The organism is Pantoea sp. GM01, from assembly GCF_000282675.1.
In the GTDB taxonomy this organism is placed as follows: Bacteria; Pseudomonadota; Gammaproteobacteria; order Enterobacterales; family Enterobacteriaceae; genus Pantoea; species Pantoea nemavictus.
Map to the genome: position 1 here is coordinate 197,957 of NZ_AKIU01000029.1, position 14,927 is coordinate 212,883.

At 58.8% G+C, this 14,927-nt stretch carries 14 protein-coding genes; 7 read left to right on the forward strand and 7 right to left on the reverse strand.

Annotation, left to right across the window (positions count from 1 at the left end; all coding sequences use genetic code 11):
- Positions 1 to 2: 2 nt before the first annotated feature.
- The 5 genes from PMI17_RS08630 to PMI17_RS08650 all read left to right on the forward strand — a co-directional run bounded on the left by PMI17_RS08630 (position 3) and on the right by PMI17_RS08650 (position 5,386).
- A complete protein-coding gene (locus PMI17_RS08630) occupies positions 3 to 776 on the forward strand; it encodes a triose-phosphate isomerase family protein (RefSeq protein WP_007888323.1) in 774 nt (257 codons plus the stop codon).
- A complete protein-coding gene (locus PMI17_RS08635; protein ID WP_007888324.1) occupies positions 776 to 1,585 on the forward strand; it encodes a sugar phosphate isomerase/epimerase in 810 nt (269 codons plus the stop codon). The genes PMI17_RS08630 and PMI17_RS08635 overlap by 1 nt, the downstream gene beginning before the upstream one ends.
- 4 nt (positions 1,586 to 1,589) lie before the next feature.
- The gene (locus PMI17_RS08640; protein ID WP_007888325.1) at positions 1,590 to 2,447 is read left to right on the forward strand and encodes a phosphogluconate dehydrogenase C-terminal domain-containing protein; all 858 of its coding nucleotides are present in this window, start codon (positions 1,590 to 1,592) and stop codon (positions 2,445 to 2,447) included.
- A gap of 204 nt (positions 2,448 to 2,651) precedes the next feature.
- A complete protein-coding gene (locus PMI17_RS08645) occupies positions 2,652 to 3,617 on the forward strand; it encodes a sugar-binding transcriptional regulator (RefSeq protein WP_007888326.1) in 966 nt (321 codons plus the stop codon).
- A 161-nt stretch (positions 3,618 to 3,778) separates the two neighbouring features.
- Positions 3,779 to 5,386 (forward strand): ABC transporter ATP-binding protein, encoded by a 1,608-nt coding sequence (locus PMI17_RS08650; RefSeq protein ID WP_007888327.1) that lies wholly within the window; start codon positions 3,779 to 3,781, stop codon positions 5,384 to 5,386.
- Here PMI17_RS08650 and PMI17_RS08655 read toward each other — a convergent pair.
- The 7 genes from PMI17_RS08655 to PMI17_RS08685 are packed head-to-tail and all read right to left on the reverse strand — an operon-like array spanning position 5,372 to position 12,825.
- The gene (locus PMI17_RS08655; RefSeq protein WP_007888328.1) at positions 5,372 to 6,190 is read right to left on the reverse strand and encodes a rhodanese-like domain-containing protein; all 819 of its coding nucleotides are present in this window, start codon (positions 6,188 to 6,190) and stop codon (positions 5,372 to 5,374) included. The genes PMI17_RS08650 and PMI17_RS08655 overlap by 15 nt on opposite strands.
- Entirely contained in the window at positions 6,180 to 7,163 is a 984-nt protein-coding gene (locus tag PMI17_RS08660) for an ornithine cyclodeaminase (RefSeq protein WP_007888329.1), read from the reverse strand. Before PMI17_RS08660 ends, PMI17_RS08655 begins: the two co-directional genes overlap by 11 nt.
- A complete protein-coding gene (locus PMI17_RS08665; RefSeq protein ID WP_007888330.1) occupies positions 7,163 to 8,161 on the reverse strand; it encodes a 1-aminocyclopropane-1-carboxylate deaminase/D-cysteine desulfhydrase in 999 nt (332 codons plus the stop codon). The genes PMI17_RS08660 and PMI17_RS08665 overlap by 1 nt, the downstream gene beginning before the upstream one ends.
- Before the next feature lie 3 nt (positions 8,162 to 8,164).
- Positions 8,165 to 9,565 carry a M20 family metallopeptidase gene (locus PMI17_RS08670; protein ID WP_007888332.1) on the reverse strand — a complete coding sequence of 467 codons (1,401 nt, stop codon included), beginning with the start codon at positions 9,563 to 9,565 and terminating at the stop codon, positions 8,165 to 8,167.
- Entirely contained in the window at positions 9,562 to 10,476 is a 915-nt protein-coding gene (locus tag PMI17_RS08675; protein ID WP_007888333.1) for an ABC transporter permease, read from the reverse strand. The genes PMI17_RS08670 and PMI17_RS08675 overlap by 4 nt, the downstream gene beginning before the upstream one ends.
- Position 10,477: 1 nt before the next feature.
- On the reverse strand, positions 10,478 to 11,338 hold the full coding sequence (locus PMI17_RS08680) for an ABC transporter permease (RefSeq protein ID WP_007888334.1): 861 nt from the start codon (positions 11,336 to 11,338) through the stop codon (positions 10,478 to 10,480).
- Positions 11,335 to 12,825, reverse strand: a complete 1,491-nt coding sequence (locus PMI17_RS08685; protein ID WP_007888335.1) for an ABC transporter substrate-binding protein — start codon at positions 12,823 to 12,825, stop codon at positions 11,335 to 11,337. The genes PMI17_RS08680 and PMI17_RS08685 overlap by 4 nt, the downstream gene beginning before the upstream one ends.
- A 168-nt stretch (positions 12,826 to 12,993) precedes the next feature.
- Between PMI17_RS08685 and PMI17_RS08690 the strand changes: the two genes are divergently transcribed.
- Together PMI17_RS08690 and PMI17_RS08695 are read left to right on the forward strand one after the other, a co-directional pair.
- Positions 12,994 to 13,656 (forward strand): GntR family transcriptional regulator, encoded by a 663-nt coding sequence (locus PMI17_RS08690; RefSeq protein ID WP_007888336.1) that lies wholly within the window; start codon positions 12,994 to 12,996, stop codon positions 13,654 to 13,656.
- Between the two features lie 165 nt (positions 13,657 to 13,821).
- Positions 13,822 to 14,922 carry an ABC transporter ATP-binding protein gene (locus PMI17_RS08695; protein ID WP_007888337.1) on the forward strand — a complete coding sequence of 367 codons (1,101 nt, stop codon included), beginning with the start codon at positions 13,822 to 13,824 and terminating at the stop codon, positions 14,920 to 14,922.
- The last annotated feature ends 5 nt before the right edge of the window (positions 14,923 to 14,927 follow it).

A 14,927-nucleotide genomic window follows, 5' to 3' on the forward strand; every position in this document is an offset into this window, starting at 1 on the left:
GCATGTCTCAGCCAAAAATCTGGCTCGGCGTCAGTTTAAAAATGTATTTCGGCTATCAGCAAACGTTGCAGTGGTGCCGTGATGTGGCTGCCGTAGCGGAACATCCGGCAGTGAAAAGCGGCGAAGTGGGTCTGTTTGTGTTGCCGGCTTATCCCGCCATTCCCGCCGTAGCGGAGATCTTTGCCAACACGCCGATTCGCTTTGGCGGCCAGGATGTGTGTCAGGCAGAGAACGGCGCCTGGACCGGTGAAGTCAGCGCCAGCATGCTGCAAGAGTTAGGTTGTTCGCTGGCCGAGATTGGTCACGCCGAGCGTCGTCGTCATTTTCATGAAGACAAAGTGCAGATCGCCGCCAAAGTGGCGATGTCGCTGCGCCACGGCATAACGCCGGTGCTGTGCATTGGTGAAGAGCAGCAGGCGGAACCGCAGCAGGCGATCGCGCTGTGTGAACAGCAGCTGGCTGAAGCGCTGGCCGAGGCTGCACAGCAAGGATTAAAAGGTGAGGTGTTCTTTGCCTACGAACCGCAATGGGCGATTGGCGCGCCACAACCGGCGCCAGACAGCTACATCCGCGCGGTATGCGCCGGATTGCAGCAGCTGGCCACGCCGGCGGGCATCACCCTGAAAGTCATTTACGGCGGCAGCGCCGGGCCGGGACTGATTCAGCGCCTTGGCAGCGACGTCAACGGCTTGTTCCTTGGCCGTTTCGCCCACGATCCTAACGCGTTGGCACACATCATTGAGGAAGCCAGCGAACTGGCTCAGGAGCGCCGTTAATGAGCCGTATCGGACTCAGCACTTACGCCTTTTTCTGGCGTATGTCATCAAAAGTGCCCAACCCGCTGACGCTGGAGCAGATGCTGCAGCAGACCGCCGATCTCGATGTGTCGGTGTTTCAAATCTGCGACTATCCGGCGATTGAGAGCTGGTCAGACGCACAGCTGCTGGCATTACGGCAGCAGGCCGATGCGCTCGGCATCACGCTGGAACTGGGGACGCGCGGCCTCGGCACTGCGCATCTGCAGCGTTATCTGCATATGGCGCACATCCTTGATGCACAGGTCGTGCGCTCGATGTTTTATACCGCCGACCATCGCCCGTCGCTGGATGAAGCCGCTGAACTGATTGCCGCCGTGTTGCCGGATTTCGCCCGCCAGCAGGTGCGTCTCTGTCTGGAGACCTATGAGCAGGTGAACAGCGGCGCGATGATGTCGGTGATCAACCGGTTCCTGTCGCCGTGGCTGGCAGTGTGTCTCGATCCCGCCAACTGTGTCGCCGGACTGGAGTTACCTGAGCAGGTGATCGCCAACACCGCCGCGCGCGTCGGCAATCTGCACATCAAAGACTTTGCCTTTACGCGCCGTGATGGCTGGGTCGGCTTTACGTTTGCCGGCTGCCCGATGGGCGAAGGCTTGCTGGATTACGACCGGATGATCGCCAGCGTGCGCCCGGCGGATAAAGGCATTAACCAAATCGTCGAACACTGGTTGCCATGGCAGGACGATGCCGCGGTGACCTGCGAGCGAGAAGCCGAATGGACTCGCCGCACCGTTGAATTCTTACGTAGTAAACAAGATCAGGAGTAATAACATGAGCGTGCAACTGAAAACCATCACCGTGATTGGCGCGGGCGGCAAAATGGGTATGCGTATTTCTGCCAACTTCCAGAAAAGCGATTACCAGGTATTTTACTGTGAGAACTCGCCGAAGGCACAAGAGCAGGTGAGTGCCCAGGGCCGCGAACTCTCTGATGCCGCCTCCGTGGTGCCATTGAGTGACGTGGTGATTCTGGCGGTGCCAGATATCGTGCTGGGCAAAGTCTCTGAAGGCGTGGTGCCACAGATGAAACCGGGCGCGATTCTGCTGACGCTGGACCCGGCAGCGGCGTACGCCAATCTGATCGCCCATCGTGATGGCATCGAATACGCGGTAGCGCATCCTTGCCATCCGTCGGTGTTCCTCGAGCGTTACACCAAAGAGGAGCATGCCGATGCGTTCGGTGGTATTGCAGCTGTTCAGCATGTCGCGGCTTCCTATGAAAGCGGTTCTGATGAACAGAAAGCCGAGCTGAGTAAGGTAATTAGCGTGATGTACGGCCCGGTAGAGCAAGTACATTGGGTAACCGTAACGCAACTGGCGTATCTGGAGCCGACGCTAGTGGAGACCGTCGCCTGCATGGTCGGCGCATTTATGAAAGAAGCGCTGGATGAAACCGTAAAACACAGCGGCGTACCGGAAGAAGCGGCCAAAGCGATGCTGTACGGCCATATTCAGATCGCGCTGGCGGTGGCGTTCCGCGCCACCAACCCGTTCTCTGATGCCTGCATGATCGCCATGGAGTACGGTCGCGAGAAGATTGTGAAACCAGACTGGAAGCAAATCTTCGATCAGAAAGAGCTGGATATCGTGATTGCCCGTATGCTGAAAATCGACGCGATCAAGCGCTAAGCGTGACGCGTCCAACGACTCGCGGCGCTGCTGTCTGGCGAAGCGAGTCGTATCAATGATATAACTCCCTGCCAAAGTCTACTCGCAGCACGCACATTCCGTAGCGGCGCAATTTATTGCGCGATAAATCGCGCCGCTACGGAATGTGCGGTTGCACAATCGAAAATCTGAGCATTCAGATATCACAAACAAGACAGGTTACGGATGGAAAAAAACACGCTTTCTCAGGACTCCGAGCTGCTGACGGAAATTGCCGTCGCCTATTATCAGGACGAAATCACCCAGGAGGAGATTGCGCGTAAGTTTGGGATTTCTCGTATCAAAGTCGGCCGATTACTGAAGCGCGCCCGTGAAGAGGGCATCGTCGAAATTAACGTGCGTTATCATCCGGTATTCAGTACGCGTCTTGAACAACAGCTTCAAAATCGCTTCCCGCAGCTGCAGCGTGCGCTGATTGCGCTCGATCAGCCGGATCAGGACGAGCAGCGACGTCAGGTCGCCGCGCTGGTGTCGTCACATCTGGCGCAGTCGCTAAAAGACGACGCGATTGTCGCCGTGGGGCAAGGACGTAATGTCGCCGCTGTCGCCGATTATCCCGGCCAGGTCCCGACGCGCAACTGCCTGTTCATCAGCGGTATTGGCGGCACTCATCGTCCGGGCGATGCCATCAACGCGGATCACATCAGCCGCCGCATGGCGAAGAAGTTTGGCGGCATCAGCGAAACGCTGTATGCGCCCGCCTATGTTGAGAACCGGGCGCTGCGTGATGCCTTTATGCAAAACGGCACCATCAAAGAGACGCTGGACCGCGCACGCAAAGCGGATGTGGCGCTGGTGGGGATCGGCGACATGAACGAAAACAGCTACATGGTTAAACTCGGCTGGTTTACGCCGCACGAAATCATCGATGCCAGCGTCAATCAGGGCGTCACCGGCGATGTCGCCGGCTATGACTTCTTCAATTCGCAGGGGCAGCACGTTGATACGGTGATGAACGACCGTGTTATTGGCCTCAGTATTGAAGAGTTACGCAAAATTCCCTGCGTGATTGCGATTGCCGCCGAAAATACCAAAGCGATGGCGATCCTCGGCGCGCTGCGTACCGGCGCGATTGATATTATTGCGACAACCGCGCAGAACATCCGCACGATTTTGAGTTTGTCGCAGTAGCGGCAAATTTCTGTTCATTTTGGTTTAGGTGAGGCGCCATCGCGCTTTGCCTGCCAGCAAACAGGCTTATTCCGCTACGCGCAGTGTCATAACCTAACGGTCTTGTTCACCTTATGTGCAGGATATATCCTGTATTTTTCCCTGTTGAGAATCCCTGCCTGATGAATAACGCCCGCTTACTGTCGGTTGAACATCTCTCGCTGCACACTCACGATCAGCGCCTGCTGGTGGACAACGTCTCTTTCCATCTCGATCGGCAGGAGATCCTGGCATTGGTCGGTGAGTCGGGTTCCGGTAAAACCTTAACCTCGCTGGCCCTGATGAACTTACTGCCTGCTGGCGTGGAGCAGAGTGCCGGTCGCGTGGTGTTCAATGGCGAGCCGCTCGATGCGCGTAAAACCCAGGCACTGCGCGGTTGCCGCATCGCTACGGTGTTTCAGGAGCCGATGACCAGCATGAATCCTACGCTGCGCATCGGTGAGCAGATCGCCGAAGTGCTGGTGCGCCATCGCCAGTTCAGCTGGAAACAGGCGCAGCAGGAAGCGATTGCGCTGCTGGATCGCGTTGGTATCGTCAATCCGGCGCAGCGTGCGCGCCAGTATATTCATCAGCTGTCGGGCGGGATGCGGCAACGCGTGATGATTGCCAGCGCCATCAGCGGTCAGCCGCAGTTGTTGATTGCCGATGAGCCGACCACCGCGCTGGATGTCACGATTCAGGCGCAGATTCTGGCGCTGCTGCAGGTGCTACAGCAGGAGATGGGCATGGGGATCCTGTTGATCACCCACGATCTTTCGGTGGTGGCGCGCTACGCCGATCGCGTGTGCGTGATGCAGCAAGGGCAGCTGGTTGAGCAGGGCGCGGTGCTCAGCACGCTGGGCGCACCGACCCATGCTTACACACGCAAATTGATTGCTGCCTCGGCGGTGCACATTCCGGACGCCATCAAACCGCAGGAACAGCCGCCGCTGCTGGTATTACGCGATATCTGTAAAAGTTATCCGCTACCGCGCCGTCTGCCATTGTGGCCGGCCAAACGCCAAACCGTGTTGCATCCGGCCAATCTGTCGATTGCGCAGGGAGAAATTGTCGGGCTGATTGGTGAATCCGGCTCTGGCAAAACCACGCTGGGCAGCGCGGCGATAGGCCTGATTGCGGCAGACGGCGGCGAGGTGCATTTCGAAGGTCGCCATCTGCAAGGCCGTCAGCTGCACACCTTACGGCGTCACACGCAGATCATTTTTCAGGATCCCTACGCCAGCCTCAATCCTAAGATCACGGTCGGCGAGCAGATCGCCGAACCGCTGCGCGTCTGGCAGCTGCGCAAAGGCGCGGCGGTGGATGAGCGGGTAAAAGAGCTGCTGGCATTAGTGGGATTGAAAGCGGAACATGCCGGACGTTTACCGGGCGCATTCTCCGGCGGTCAGCGTCAGCGTATTGCGATTGCGCGCGCGCTGGCAATGGAGCCAAAGCTGCTGGTGGCCGATGAAGCAGTGGCCGCGCTGGATTTGTCGGTGCGTGGGCAGATTCTGGCGCTGTTTAATACGTTGCGCCACAAGCTGGGATTATCGGTGCTGTTTATCAGCCACGATCTCAGCGCGGTGCGACAACTGTGCGATCGCGTGGTGGTGATGTATCACGGCAAGATTGTCGAGTCAGGCGCCACGGCCAGCGTGATTAACCATCCGCAGGACAACTATACCCGCCAACTGCTTGCCGCCGCGCCTGACATTCAGCAAGCGTTAGCGCAACGTTCAGCTGCCGTGTAACAGCGGCAGTTCGTGGTGTTCGGCCCATTCGTGCCAGGAACCGACGTAGATCGCAACATGCGGATAGCCCGCCAGTTTCAATGCCGCCAACACCGTGGCGGCGCGGGCACCGCGATGGCAATAAACCTGCAGTTTGGCACTTTTACTCAGTCCTGCCGCTGCGGCACGTGCGGCAATTTCCGCTGCGGGTAAGAAATGGCCGTTAGCAATGACATCCTCCCAAAACAACAGGGCAGAGTGAGGAATGCGTCCGGCGCGCTGACAGCAGGCGTGGACAAAACTGCCATCAAATTCGCTGGGGCGACGGGCATCGACGTTGATCACCGTCACGCCATCGGCGGCTAACACCGCTTCCCGGCTACACACCATCTCGGCATTCCACGCCAGCACCTGGGCTGCGGGAGGGTGGGCCACCGAACGACTCAAACCCAGGCCTGGACTAAGCTCGAATCCCGCCGCTGTCCACGCATCCACGCCGCCATCCAGAATTAGCGCATCGTCGCGCTGCAGCAGCCACGCAAACCACGCCCCGCGCGGCGATCGCATGCCCACCTGCTGTTCAAAAAATACCGGCGTGGCGCCGGGCCAGGCGGTAAACATCGGTTGCAGCGCGGTGGCGGCTTCGGCTGCCATCACTGCTAACCCTTGCGCGCTGCAATCCTCAATAAAATAGTCGTAGACGTTACAGTGCTGCGCGTCGGGCAAGGTGGCGCGTTGCCAGTCGGCAAACTCGCGCACGTCGATCAGCAGAAACGTTTCGCCGCACGCCTGGCGCTGCTGGAGAGTGTGCACATCAATGATCATGCAGAACTCCCGAGAACAGTGACTGCAGTGATCCCAGCTCATCGTGTTCGGCGGCCTGTAACACGCGGGCGGCGAGGGCGATATCAAATACGTTCAGGCCAAACGAGGAGAAATAGACGCTGTCATCCCTCTCCGGACGCCAGTTATCGAGTAGCAGCGCAGCGAGGTCAGCCGCCACCTCCTGCTCACGGAACTCACCGGCGCGGAACATCTGAAACAGACTTTTAGCGCTGCGCTGGGCGAAGTCGCCCCAGGCATCGACCACCACTTTGCTGCTGGCTTTGATCGCGGCGAAACTGACTTCGTGGTAGCCCACCTGCACAATAATCCTGCCGGGACGTACCGCCGCCGCATCGACAATCGGCTGCGCGGCGCTGGTACAGGTCAGCACCGCATCATAAGGCTGCGCTAAGGCGAGCGGCAGATCGGTTTCGATTTGCACTTCGCGAAATGCGCTGAGTTTATAAGGCGAGCGATTCCACACGCCAATTTGCTCCAGCTGCGGAAACAGCTGTTGCAACATGCGCAGATGGGCCTGCGCATGCAGACCGGCACCGAGCACCAGCACGCGTTTCACCGGACGCGGTGCCGCGAGCTGGAGCGCCAGCGCGCTCACCGCCGCTGTACGCGCGGCGGTTAACGCACCGCTGGCCAGCAGACCCCGCGGAATGCCGCTGTGCGCATCGTTGATTAACGTTAAGGCCAGCGCCGCAGGCAGTGCATCCGGTCGCTGTGGACGATGTGCTGTCCACTTTACGCCCGCAGCGTTGTAGCTGCCGCCGACGCGCGCCGGTAAGGCATAGGCTTTACCCAACGGCGTACCGAGGTCGATGTGATTTTCGGCGGGCATCTGCGCCTCGCCAAGGCGCATCAGGCGAACCACCGCTTTGACATCGTCCAGCGCCAGCGCAACATCGTCGCCACCCAGCTGTGCAACGGTGGCTTCATCCAGCACCCGCAACATGGCGTCCATTACTGCTCCAGCAGACGGTCGGCGAACGGATAGAGCGCCGGAGAACCGCCACAGTGCACGAAGGTGACGCGCGATCCTTGTGGGATGCGCCCAAGTTCCACCAGCGAGAACAGGCCGTGCATGGCTTTACCGGTATACACCGGGTCCAGCAATACGCCTTCCAGCTGAGCAAGTTTGTAGATAGCGTCGATACCGCCGTCCGACGGAACGCCGTACGCCTGACCCACGTAGCCATCTTCAATCCAGATGTCGTCCGGCTGCCACCGTTGCGGCCACTGCAGCAGATCGGCACAATCCTGCGCCATGCCGGCAATGCGTGGCTGGAACCAGTCGGCTTTGGCGCTGACGCTTACACCAATCACTTGGGTCTCAGGCCAATAGTTGCGCGTACCGACATGCAGTCCCGCCAGCGTGCCGCCGGAACCGGTAGGCGCGACGATGAAGTCGGGCGCGGGCGTCTGGCTCGGTGCCAGCTGCGCCGCCATCTCTTCCACTGCCCGCACATAACCCAACGCGCCGAGTGGCGTGGCGCCACCCAGCGGAATAATCATTGGGGTTTCACCCTGGGCGATCGCCGCATCAGCATGCGCCTGCATCGCACCTTCAATCTGCGTGAAGTAGCCGTCGGGGTCGAGGAACTGCACCTCGGCCCCAAACAGCTTGTCCAATAGCAGATTACCTTGCCAGCTGGCGGGGGGATTGCCCCGCAGCACCAGCACCGGACGCATGCCAAACTTGCGCGCCGCGGCGGCCACCATGCGGGCGTGGTTCGACTGATGCCCGCCGGTGGTGATCACCACATTGACGCCTGTTTTGCAGGCCTCCGCCATCAGGTACTCCAGCTTGCGGACTTTATTGCCGCCGCCGCCGAAGCCACTGTAGTCATCGCGTTTGATCGTCAGCGTAATCCCAAGTGCCTCACTGAGCCGCGGCAGCGGCTCGTGAGGCGTGGGGAAGAAGCCGAGCGGAACGCGTTCAAACTCTTCAACTGATTTCATTTTTTATAGCCTTGTATTTTTATGTACTGCGGTGTTTCCCTGGTGTGGCGCGACCCGGCCAATGGCCGAATCATTGAATGCGGTGAGCCATAGGCTCATGGATTGCTGGAAGCGTTCCAGTCCTGCCAGCGTAACAAACTCATTGACGGCATGGGCGTTACCTCCGTGGCCTAATCCGCCGATCAGAAAGGCGGGCGCGACGGCGGCGAAGGCATAGGCGGGCGCGCAGCCCGGTGCCCACGGCCAGATTTGCGGAGCGGCACCCAGCGTTTGATAGCTGGCGATCAGTGCATCGACGCCGCTGGCGTGGCGGCTAAAACGCATGCCGGGGTAGCGGTCGAACAGCTGCAGTTCGCTACCGGCTAAATCCGGCTGCGCCAAACGCTGCTGAGCGGTGGCGATCATCGCGTCCTGATCGAAGCCCGGCGGAATGCGAAAAGCTAATTCGGCGCTGGCGCGAAACGGAATCACACCCCGTCCGCCTGGCGGATCGCTGTGCAGTTCGGCCAGCGTTAATACCGCGCTGCCAAGTAGCGTTTGCAGGCAGCTCAGGGTGTCGCCTTCGATCATCAGGCGCTGGCTGCGACGAAAACGCAGTTCGTCATGGATGCTGAACCGCTCGGCTAAGCTCGCCAGCAGCGGATTCGCTTCATCATCGGGCGTGCTGCACGCCAGCACGCCGCTGTGTTCGGCCGGTGCGATGGCCTGCAATGCCTGCACCAGGCGCCACGCGGGATTGGCGATCCAGCCGGCATTGCTGGCATGAATCGCTGAAGACGGTCCGCCCCAGTCGCCGCCGGTTACGCTCAGACGCCCGGAAGCCAGTCCGGTAAAGCCGAGGTAAACCCGCGGTGCGCCGCCGCCGTATTCGCACAGTGACGGGAACAGCACCGCTTCGGCGGGGGCGATCGGGCAAGGCTGCTGCGCCAGATAACGCCGTAGCGCGCCGCTGCCTATCTCTTCTTCACCCTCAAGCAGGATTTCGACATTGAAATCGAGTTGCTGATCCTGCTGCAGCTCACGCAGCAGGATCAGCAGCGCGGCAACCGGACCTTTATTGTTCTCGGCGCCGCGCCCGACAAACACCGCGCCGAGGTCATCCCAGTGACAAACGCCGCCGACAAACGGTGACACATCCCAACCGGCATCATCCGCAGGCATTACGTCGTACATGTTGTACAGCACCACGGTTTTGTCGCTGCCGTTATCGATGCGTACATGCACCAACGGTGGAGCGTCGTCGTTTTGCGACACCACCGAATAAACGATCGTGGCGTGCAACTGCTCCACCATCCACTGTTCCAGCCAGGCGGCTAACCCGCGCTGTGCGGCGAGCTGACCGGCCACGCTCGGCCAGCGCGTCAGTTCACTCAGCAGATCTAAGGTGGCAGCAAGGCGACTCATAAACGAATCCTCGGGTTTAGCACCAGATAGAGCAGGTCGATCAGCAAGTTAATCGCCACAAACACCACCGCGGCGAGTAACACGATGGCCTGCACCAGCGGGAAGTCGCGGTTTTGAATCGCCTGAATCGCCAGACGACCAATGCCCGGCCAGGCAAAAATAATTTCTGTCACCAACGCACCGCCGAGCAGCGAGGCGAAATACATGCCTTGCACGGTGATCACCGGAATCAGCGCGTTGCGTAAACCATGTCGCACCACGATGCGCCAGGCGCTGAGCCCTTTGGCGCGCGCGGTGCGGATATAATCCTGTTGCAATACGTCCAGCAGGCTGGCGCGCGTCAGGCGGGCCACGGCGCTCATATAAAAGGCGCCAAGGCTCAGCGCGGGCATCACCAGCGCGGCGAAGGTGCCGTAACCGCTGGAGGGCAGCCACTGTAATTTCAGGCTAAACAGCAAAATCAGCAGCAATCCCAGCCAAAACACCGGGATCGCCTGGCCGGAAAAAGCCAGCAGGCGGCAGACCAAATCCCACAAGCTGTGCGGGCGCAGGGCGCTGATAATACCCAGCAGCAAACCCAGCAGTGAACTCCATGCCAGCGCACTCACCGCCAGTAGCGCGGTGGCAGGTAAGCGTTCGGCAATCAAAGCCAGCACCGGCTGGCTGTAACGCAGCGATTCACCAAAGTCGCCGTGCAGCACGCCGCCGAGATAGTGGCTGTACTGCCAAATCAGCGGACGATCAAAGCCCATGCTGTGGCGAAAGGTGTCAATCTCCTGCTGGCTGGAACCGGGCGGCATCATCAGCGCCGCCGGATCGCCCGTCATATGCAGGCTAAAGAAAATCAGCAGCGAAACGCCGAGCAGCACTAGCAACGATTGACCAAGGCGATTGAGCAGAATGTTCAGCATCTTAATCCAGCCTTGTGTGCGTACGGCGTAACAGCGCATCGCCGAGCAGGTTGCAGCCAATCACCAGCGCAGCAATCACCAGGCCGGGATAGAGCACCAGCCACTGCGACAACAGCATATACGAGCGGCCTTCGCCGATCAGATTACCCAGCGTCGGCGTCGGCGGCTGAATACCCATGCCAAGAAAGCCCACCGACGCTTCCAGCACAATCAGGCGCGGGATATCCAGCGTCAGCAACACCACCAGCGGCGTCAGCAGATTGGGCAGGATATGGCGCAGCAGCACGCGCAGCGGCGAGAAGCCCATGGCGCGCACCGCCTGGATGTACTCGAGCTCGCGAATTTCTAAGGTTTTGGCGCGCGCCACGCGGGCATAAATCGCCCAGCTGGTGCAGCCCATAATCACAATGATGTTGGTGAGCGATGCGCCCATCAGCGCAATCACCAACAGAATTAACAGAATAAACGGCACCGCCAGCTGGATGTCGATCAAGCGCATGATCAGCGCATCAACCCAACCGCCGGCATAGCCTGCAATCATCCCCAGCGCCACGCCAATCACCGCGCCAATCGCGGCGGCGACTAATACCACCAGCAGCGACAATCGGGTGCCAGAGAGAATACGCGATAACAGGTCACGGCCAAGCTGGTCGGTACCGAGCCAGTGAGTGGCTTGCGCGCCGGAACTGCCCGGCGGCAAGAACATCTCATTCAGGTTATTGCTTAATGCATCGGGCAACGGCAGCCAGGGAGAGATTAGCGCCGCGACAATCACCACCATCAGCAAAAGAGAGCCAATCAGCGCATCGCCGTAAATCAGGCGGCGCGGACGGCGCTGCAGCACGGTGCCCGGCGAGATCATTTCAGCCTCAGGTCAAACAGCGGGATGCGGGCATCGACGCGGCCTTTGAAATTGAGCGAGGTGCTGTGCGCATACAAGGTATCTTCACGATACAGCGGCAGCAGCGGCTGTTGCTCCGCCACGCGTTGCTGAATCTGCTCTAACACTTTTTTGCGTTCAGCGGGATCGACAATCTGACGGCTGCGATCGAGCAACTTATCGAGTTCGGCATCATGCACGGTGGAATAGGGCTCGCCGCTGCGCAGAATCGGGAACAGCGCGGCATCGGCATCCAGCGTCTGGGTTGAGCCCCACGCCAGCATGTACATCGGTGCCTGTTTCTGCGACGCCACCTGCTGGGTATAAACCGACCACTCCGGCACTTCCAGCTCGGCTTTCACGCCGATGGCACTTAAATCCTGCACGATGGCTTGCGCTACATCAGCGCTGGCAATGTAGCGGCGCGGTGCCTGGAAGCGCAAGGTGAAGCCGTTAGCGTAACCGGCGGCTGCCAGCAGCGATTTGGCTTTAGCCACATCCTGCGCGCTGGCTGGTACTGCCAGGTAACCAAAATCATTGGCGCCGGCCATGGTGCCGGTTGGCGTGCCGAAACCGTGCAGCAGCTGTTGGGTATACGCCTGGCGGTTCAACGCCAGCGACAATGCCTGACGCACGCGCACATCACTCAGCGGTTTCTCATCATCTTTAAGGCCGAGGTAAATGGTTAACCCGCCACCTTTCACCTGCTCCAGCTCGACGTTAGGGCGGTTTTTCAGCGCGGGCACTAAATCGGCCGGCACGCTTTCGATCAGCTGCACTTCGCCGGTCAGCAGCGCGGTGAGACGCGCAGTGGCTTCAGGAATCGGGCGCCAGGTGACGCGATCGATGGCCGGTTTGCCGCGCCAGTAGGTTTCATTAGCGACCATCACCACTTTTTCGTCCGGGATGAAGCTATCGAGCTTATACGCGCCGCTACCAATCGGTTTGCGCGCGAACTCGCTGGCACCCACTTTTTTCACATACGCAGGCGGCACGATGTAGGCCGGATAGCGGCTCATACGCGTCGGCAGCAGCGGATCCGGACCGTTGGTGTGGATCTGCAGCTGATAATCGTTGATCACCTCAACCGATTTGATGGTGCGGATATAAGAGATGGTAGGGGCGTGATTGGCAGGGTCTAAAATACGCTCAATGGAGAATTTTACGGCTTCGGCGTTGACCGGCTCGCCATCGGTAAATTTCACGCCCTGGCGCAGGGTAAATTGCCAGGTGGTGTCGTTGATTGCTTTCCACTCAGTGGCTAAGCCCGGCTGTAATGACATGTCATCAGCGCGGCGCACTAAGGTATCGAAAATATTGTCTACCAGCGTGGCAGATTCTTTGAGAAAGCCGGGATCCATCGCCGTGGCGGACGTAGGTTGGCCAATGGTCAGTTCTGCTGCCTGTACGGCTGGCATCAGAGCAAATAGCAACGCGGTGGTGGCAAACTTCACTGCAGGTAGTCTCATAACGTTTCCCAAAATTGCCAACGGCAAGGTAGTGAAAAGAGTGGATACTGCCAGAATCAAGACTGTGCTTATTTGTAATACATGATATATCCTATAATCTGTGATGTTGGCAATAAAACATTAAAAATAACTTACCATTTGCGGATTCCAGTAAAAGGCTCTTAACCTATGATCGAAATGGATAAAGCGCAGCGGATGAGTTTGACCGCGCAGGTGGAATCGTCGCTGCGTAGCGCGCTGATTGTCGGCAAGCTGAAACCTGGCGCACGGCTGGTGACGCGCGATCTGGCGGCCCAACTCGGCACCAGTATCACGCCGGTTCGTGAAGCGTTGTTGCGACTGGTTTCTGCCGGTGCGCTGGATGCCACGCCCGCCGCGGCTTTTCTGGTGCCAGAAATGTCGCGCCAGCGTTATGATGAAATTACGTTAATCCGTAAGCAGCTTGAAGGTTTAGCGGTGAAGGCCGCCACGCCATTTGTGGGGAAAAAACAGATTACCGAGCTGAAAAAACTCTGTGCGCGCTTTATGCAGGCCAAGCAGAGCGGTGATGCGGAAGCGGCGTTAGAAGCCAATCGTGCGTTTCGGTTTACCTTGTACAGCTACGCGCAAATGCCGACGCTGGAGGCGCTCATCGAACAGCTGTGGGTGCAAATTGGGCCGTGCTTTAACTATCTCTATCCCCAGCCCACCGAAGTCGTGAACGGGCATCACAACTATGATCGTTTACTGGACGCGCTACAGGCAGGCGACGCTGTTACCAGCGAAAAGATCCTGCTGAAAGCGATTGATGATGGCGCCGAGATACTCAAGCAGCACTATTTTAACCCGTAAAAAATCCCAAGAGCGCGATGACTCGCGCCGCTACCAAGGCGTGCAAATCGTTGTAGCGGCGCAATTGATTGCGCATCTGTTTAACCGCGCAGTCACCGCAATGACATAAATCCTTCATTTCCCTCCGCTAGCTTACCGCCATTCTGATTTTTGGATTGCGCATGCATGAGCCACCTTTCGCTTCATCACATCACCAAAGCCTGGGGCGAGAAAATCGCCCTGGATGATATTAGTTTTGCGGCGGCAGAAGGCAGCTTTGTGGCGCTGCTAGGTCCATCGGGTTGCGGTAAGTCGACGCTGCTACGCACCATTGCTGGACTGGAAACCGCCGATGAGGGCGCGATCCACTTCAACCATACTGACATCACGCATCTGCCGCCGTCGCAGCGCAAGCTCTCCATGGTCTTTCAATCCTACGCGCTGTTTCCGCACCTCAACGTGCGCGAGAACCTGCTGTTTGGCTTGAAAGCGCGGGGGGAAGACAAGCAGACCTATGCTGCGCGTCTGGATGAGGTGAGCAAGCTGATGGAGTTGGATCAATTGCTGGCGCGCTTGCCGTCGCAGCTCTCCGGCGGACAGCAGCAACGCGTGGCGTTGGGCAGAGCGGTCATCGCCAAAAACACGCTGTGCTTAATGGATGAGCCGCTATCGAATCTTGATGCCAAGCTGCGGCAAAGCATGCGCCGTGAAATCCGCGCGCTGCAGAAGAAACTCGGTTTAACCTTGCTGTACGTCACGCACGACCAGACCGAAGCGATGAGCATGGCCGATAGCATTATCCTGCTCAACGATGGCCGCATTGAACAGCACGGCACGCCGGACCAACTCTATAACCAACCCGCCACTATTTTCGCCGCGCAGTTTATCGGCGCGCCGCCCATGAATATTCTGCCGCTGCAACGCAACGGATCTCATCACTACCTGATGCATCTCAGCGCACCGGTGGTGGAGTACCGCGAAGCGACGCTGAGCCTGGGATTACGCGCTGAAGATATTCAGCTGATGGCGCCGGAACAGGCGGCACTGACTGCGCGGGTGATCAGCGCTGAATATATGGGTGCCGATACCTTGCTGGTGTGCGTGCTGCCGGGCATTGAGCCGCCGTTGACGGTTAAAGTGCCGGGAATGCAGCGCTTCAGCGATGGCAGCGAAGTGGGATTGCAGTGGTCCGCCGCCCGACAATATCTGTTCCACAGTGAGAGCGGTAAGCGCTGCCTCGCCGCTGAACAACAGTTGTTTACTGCACAGAAAAAATACGCCGTTTAACCATT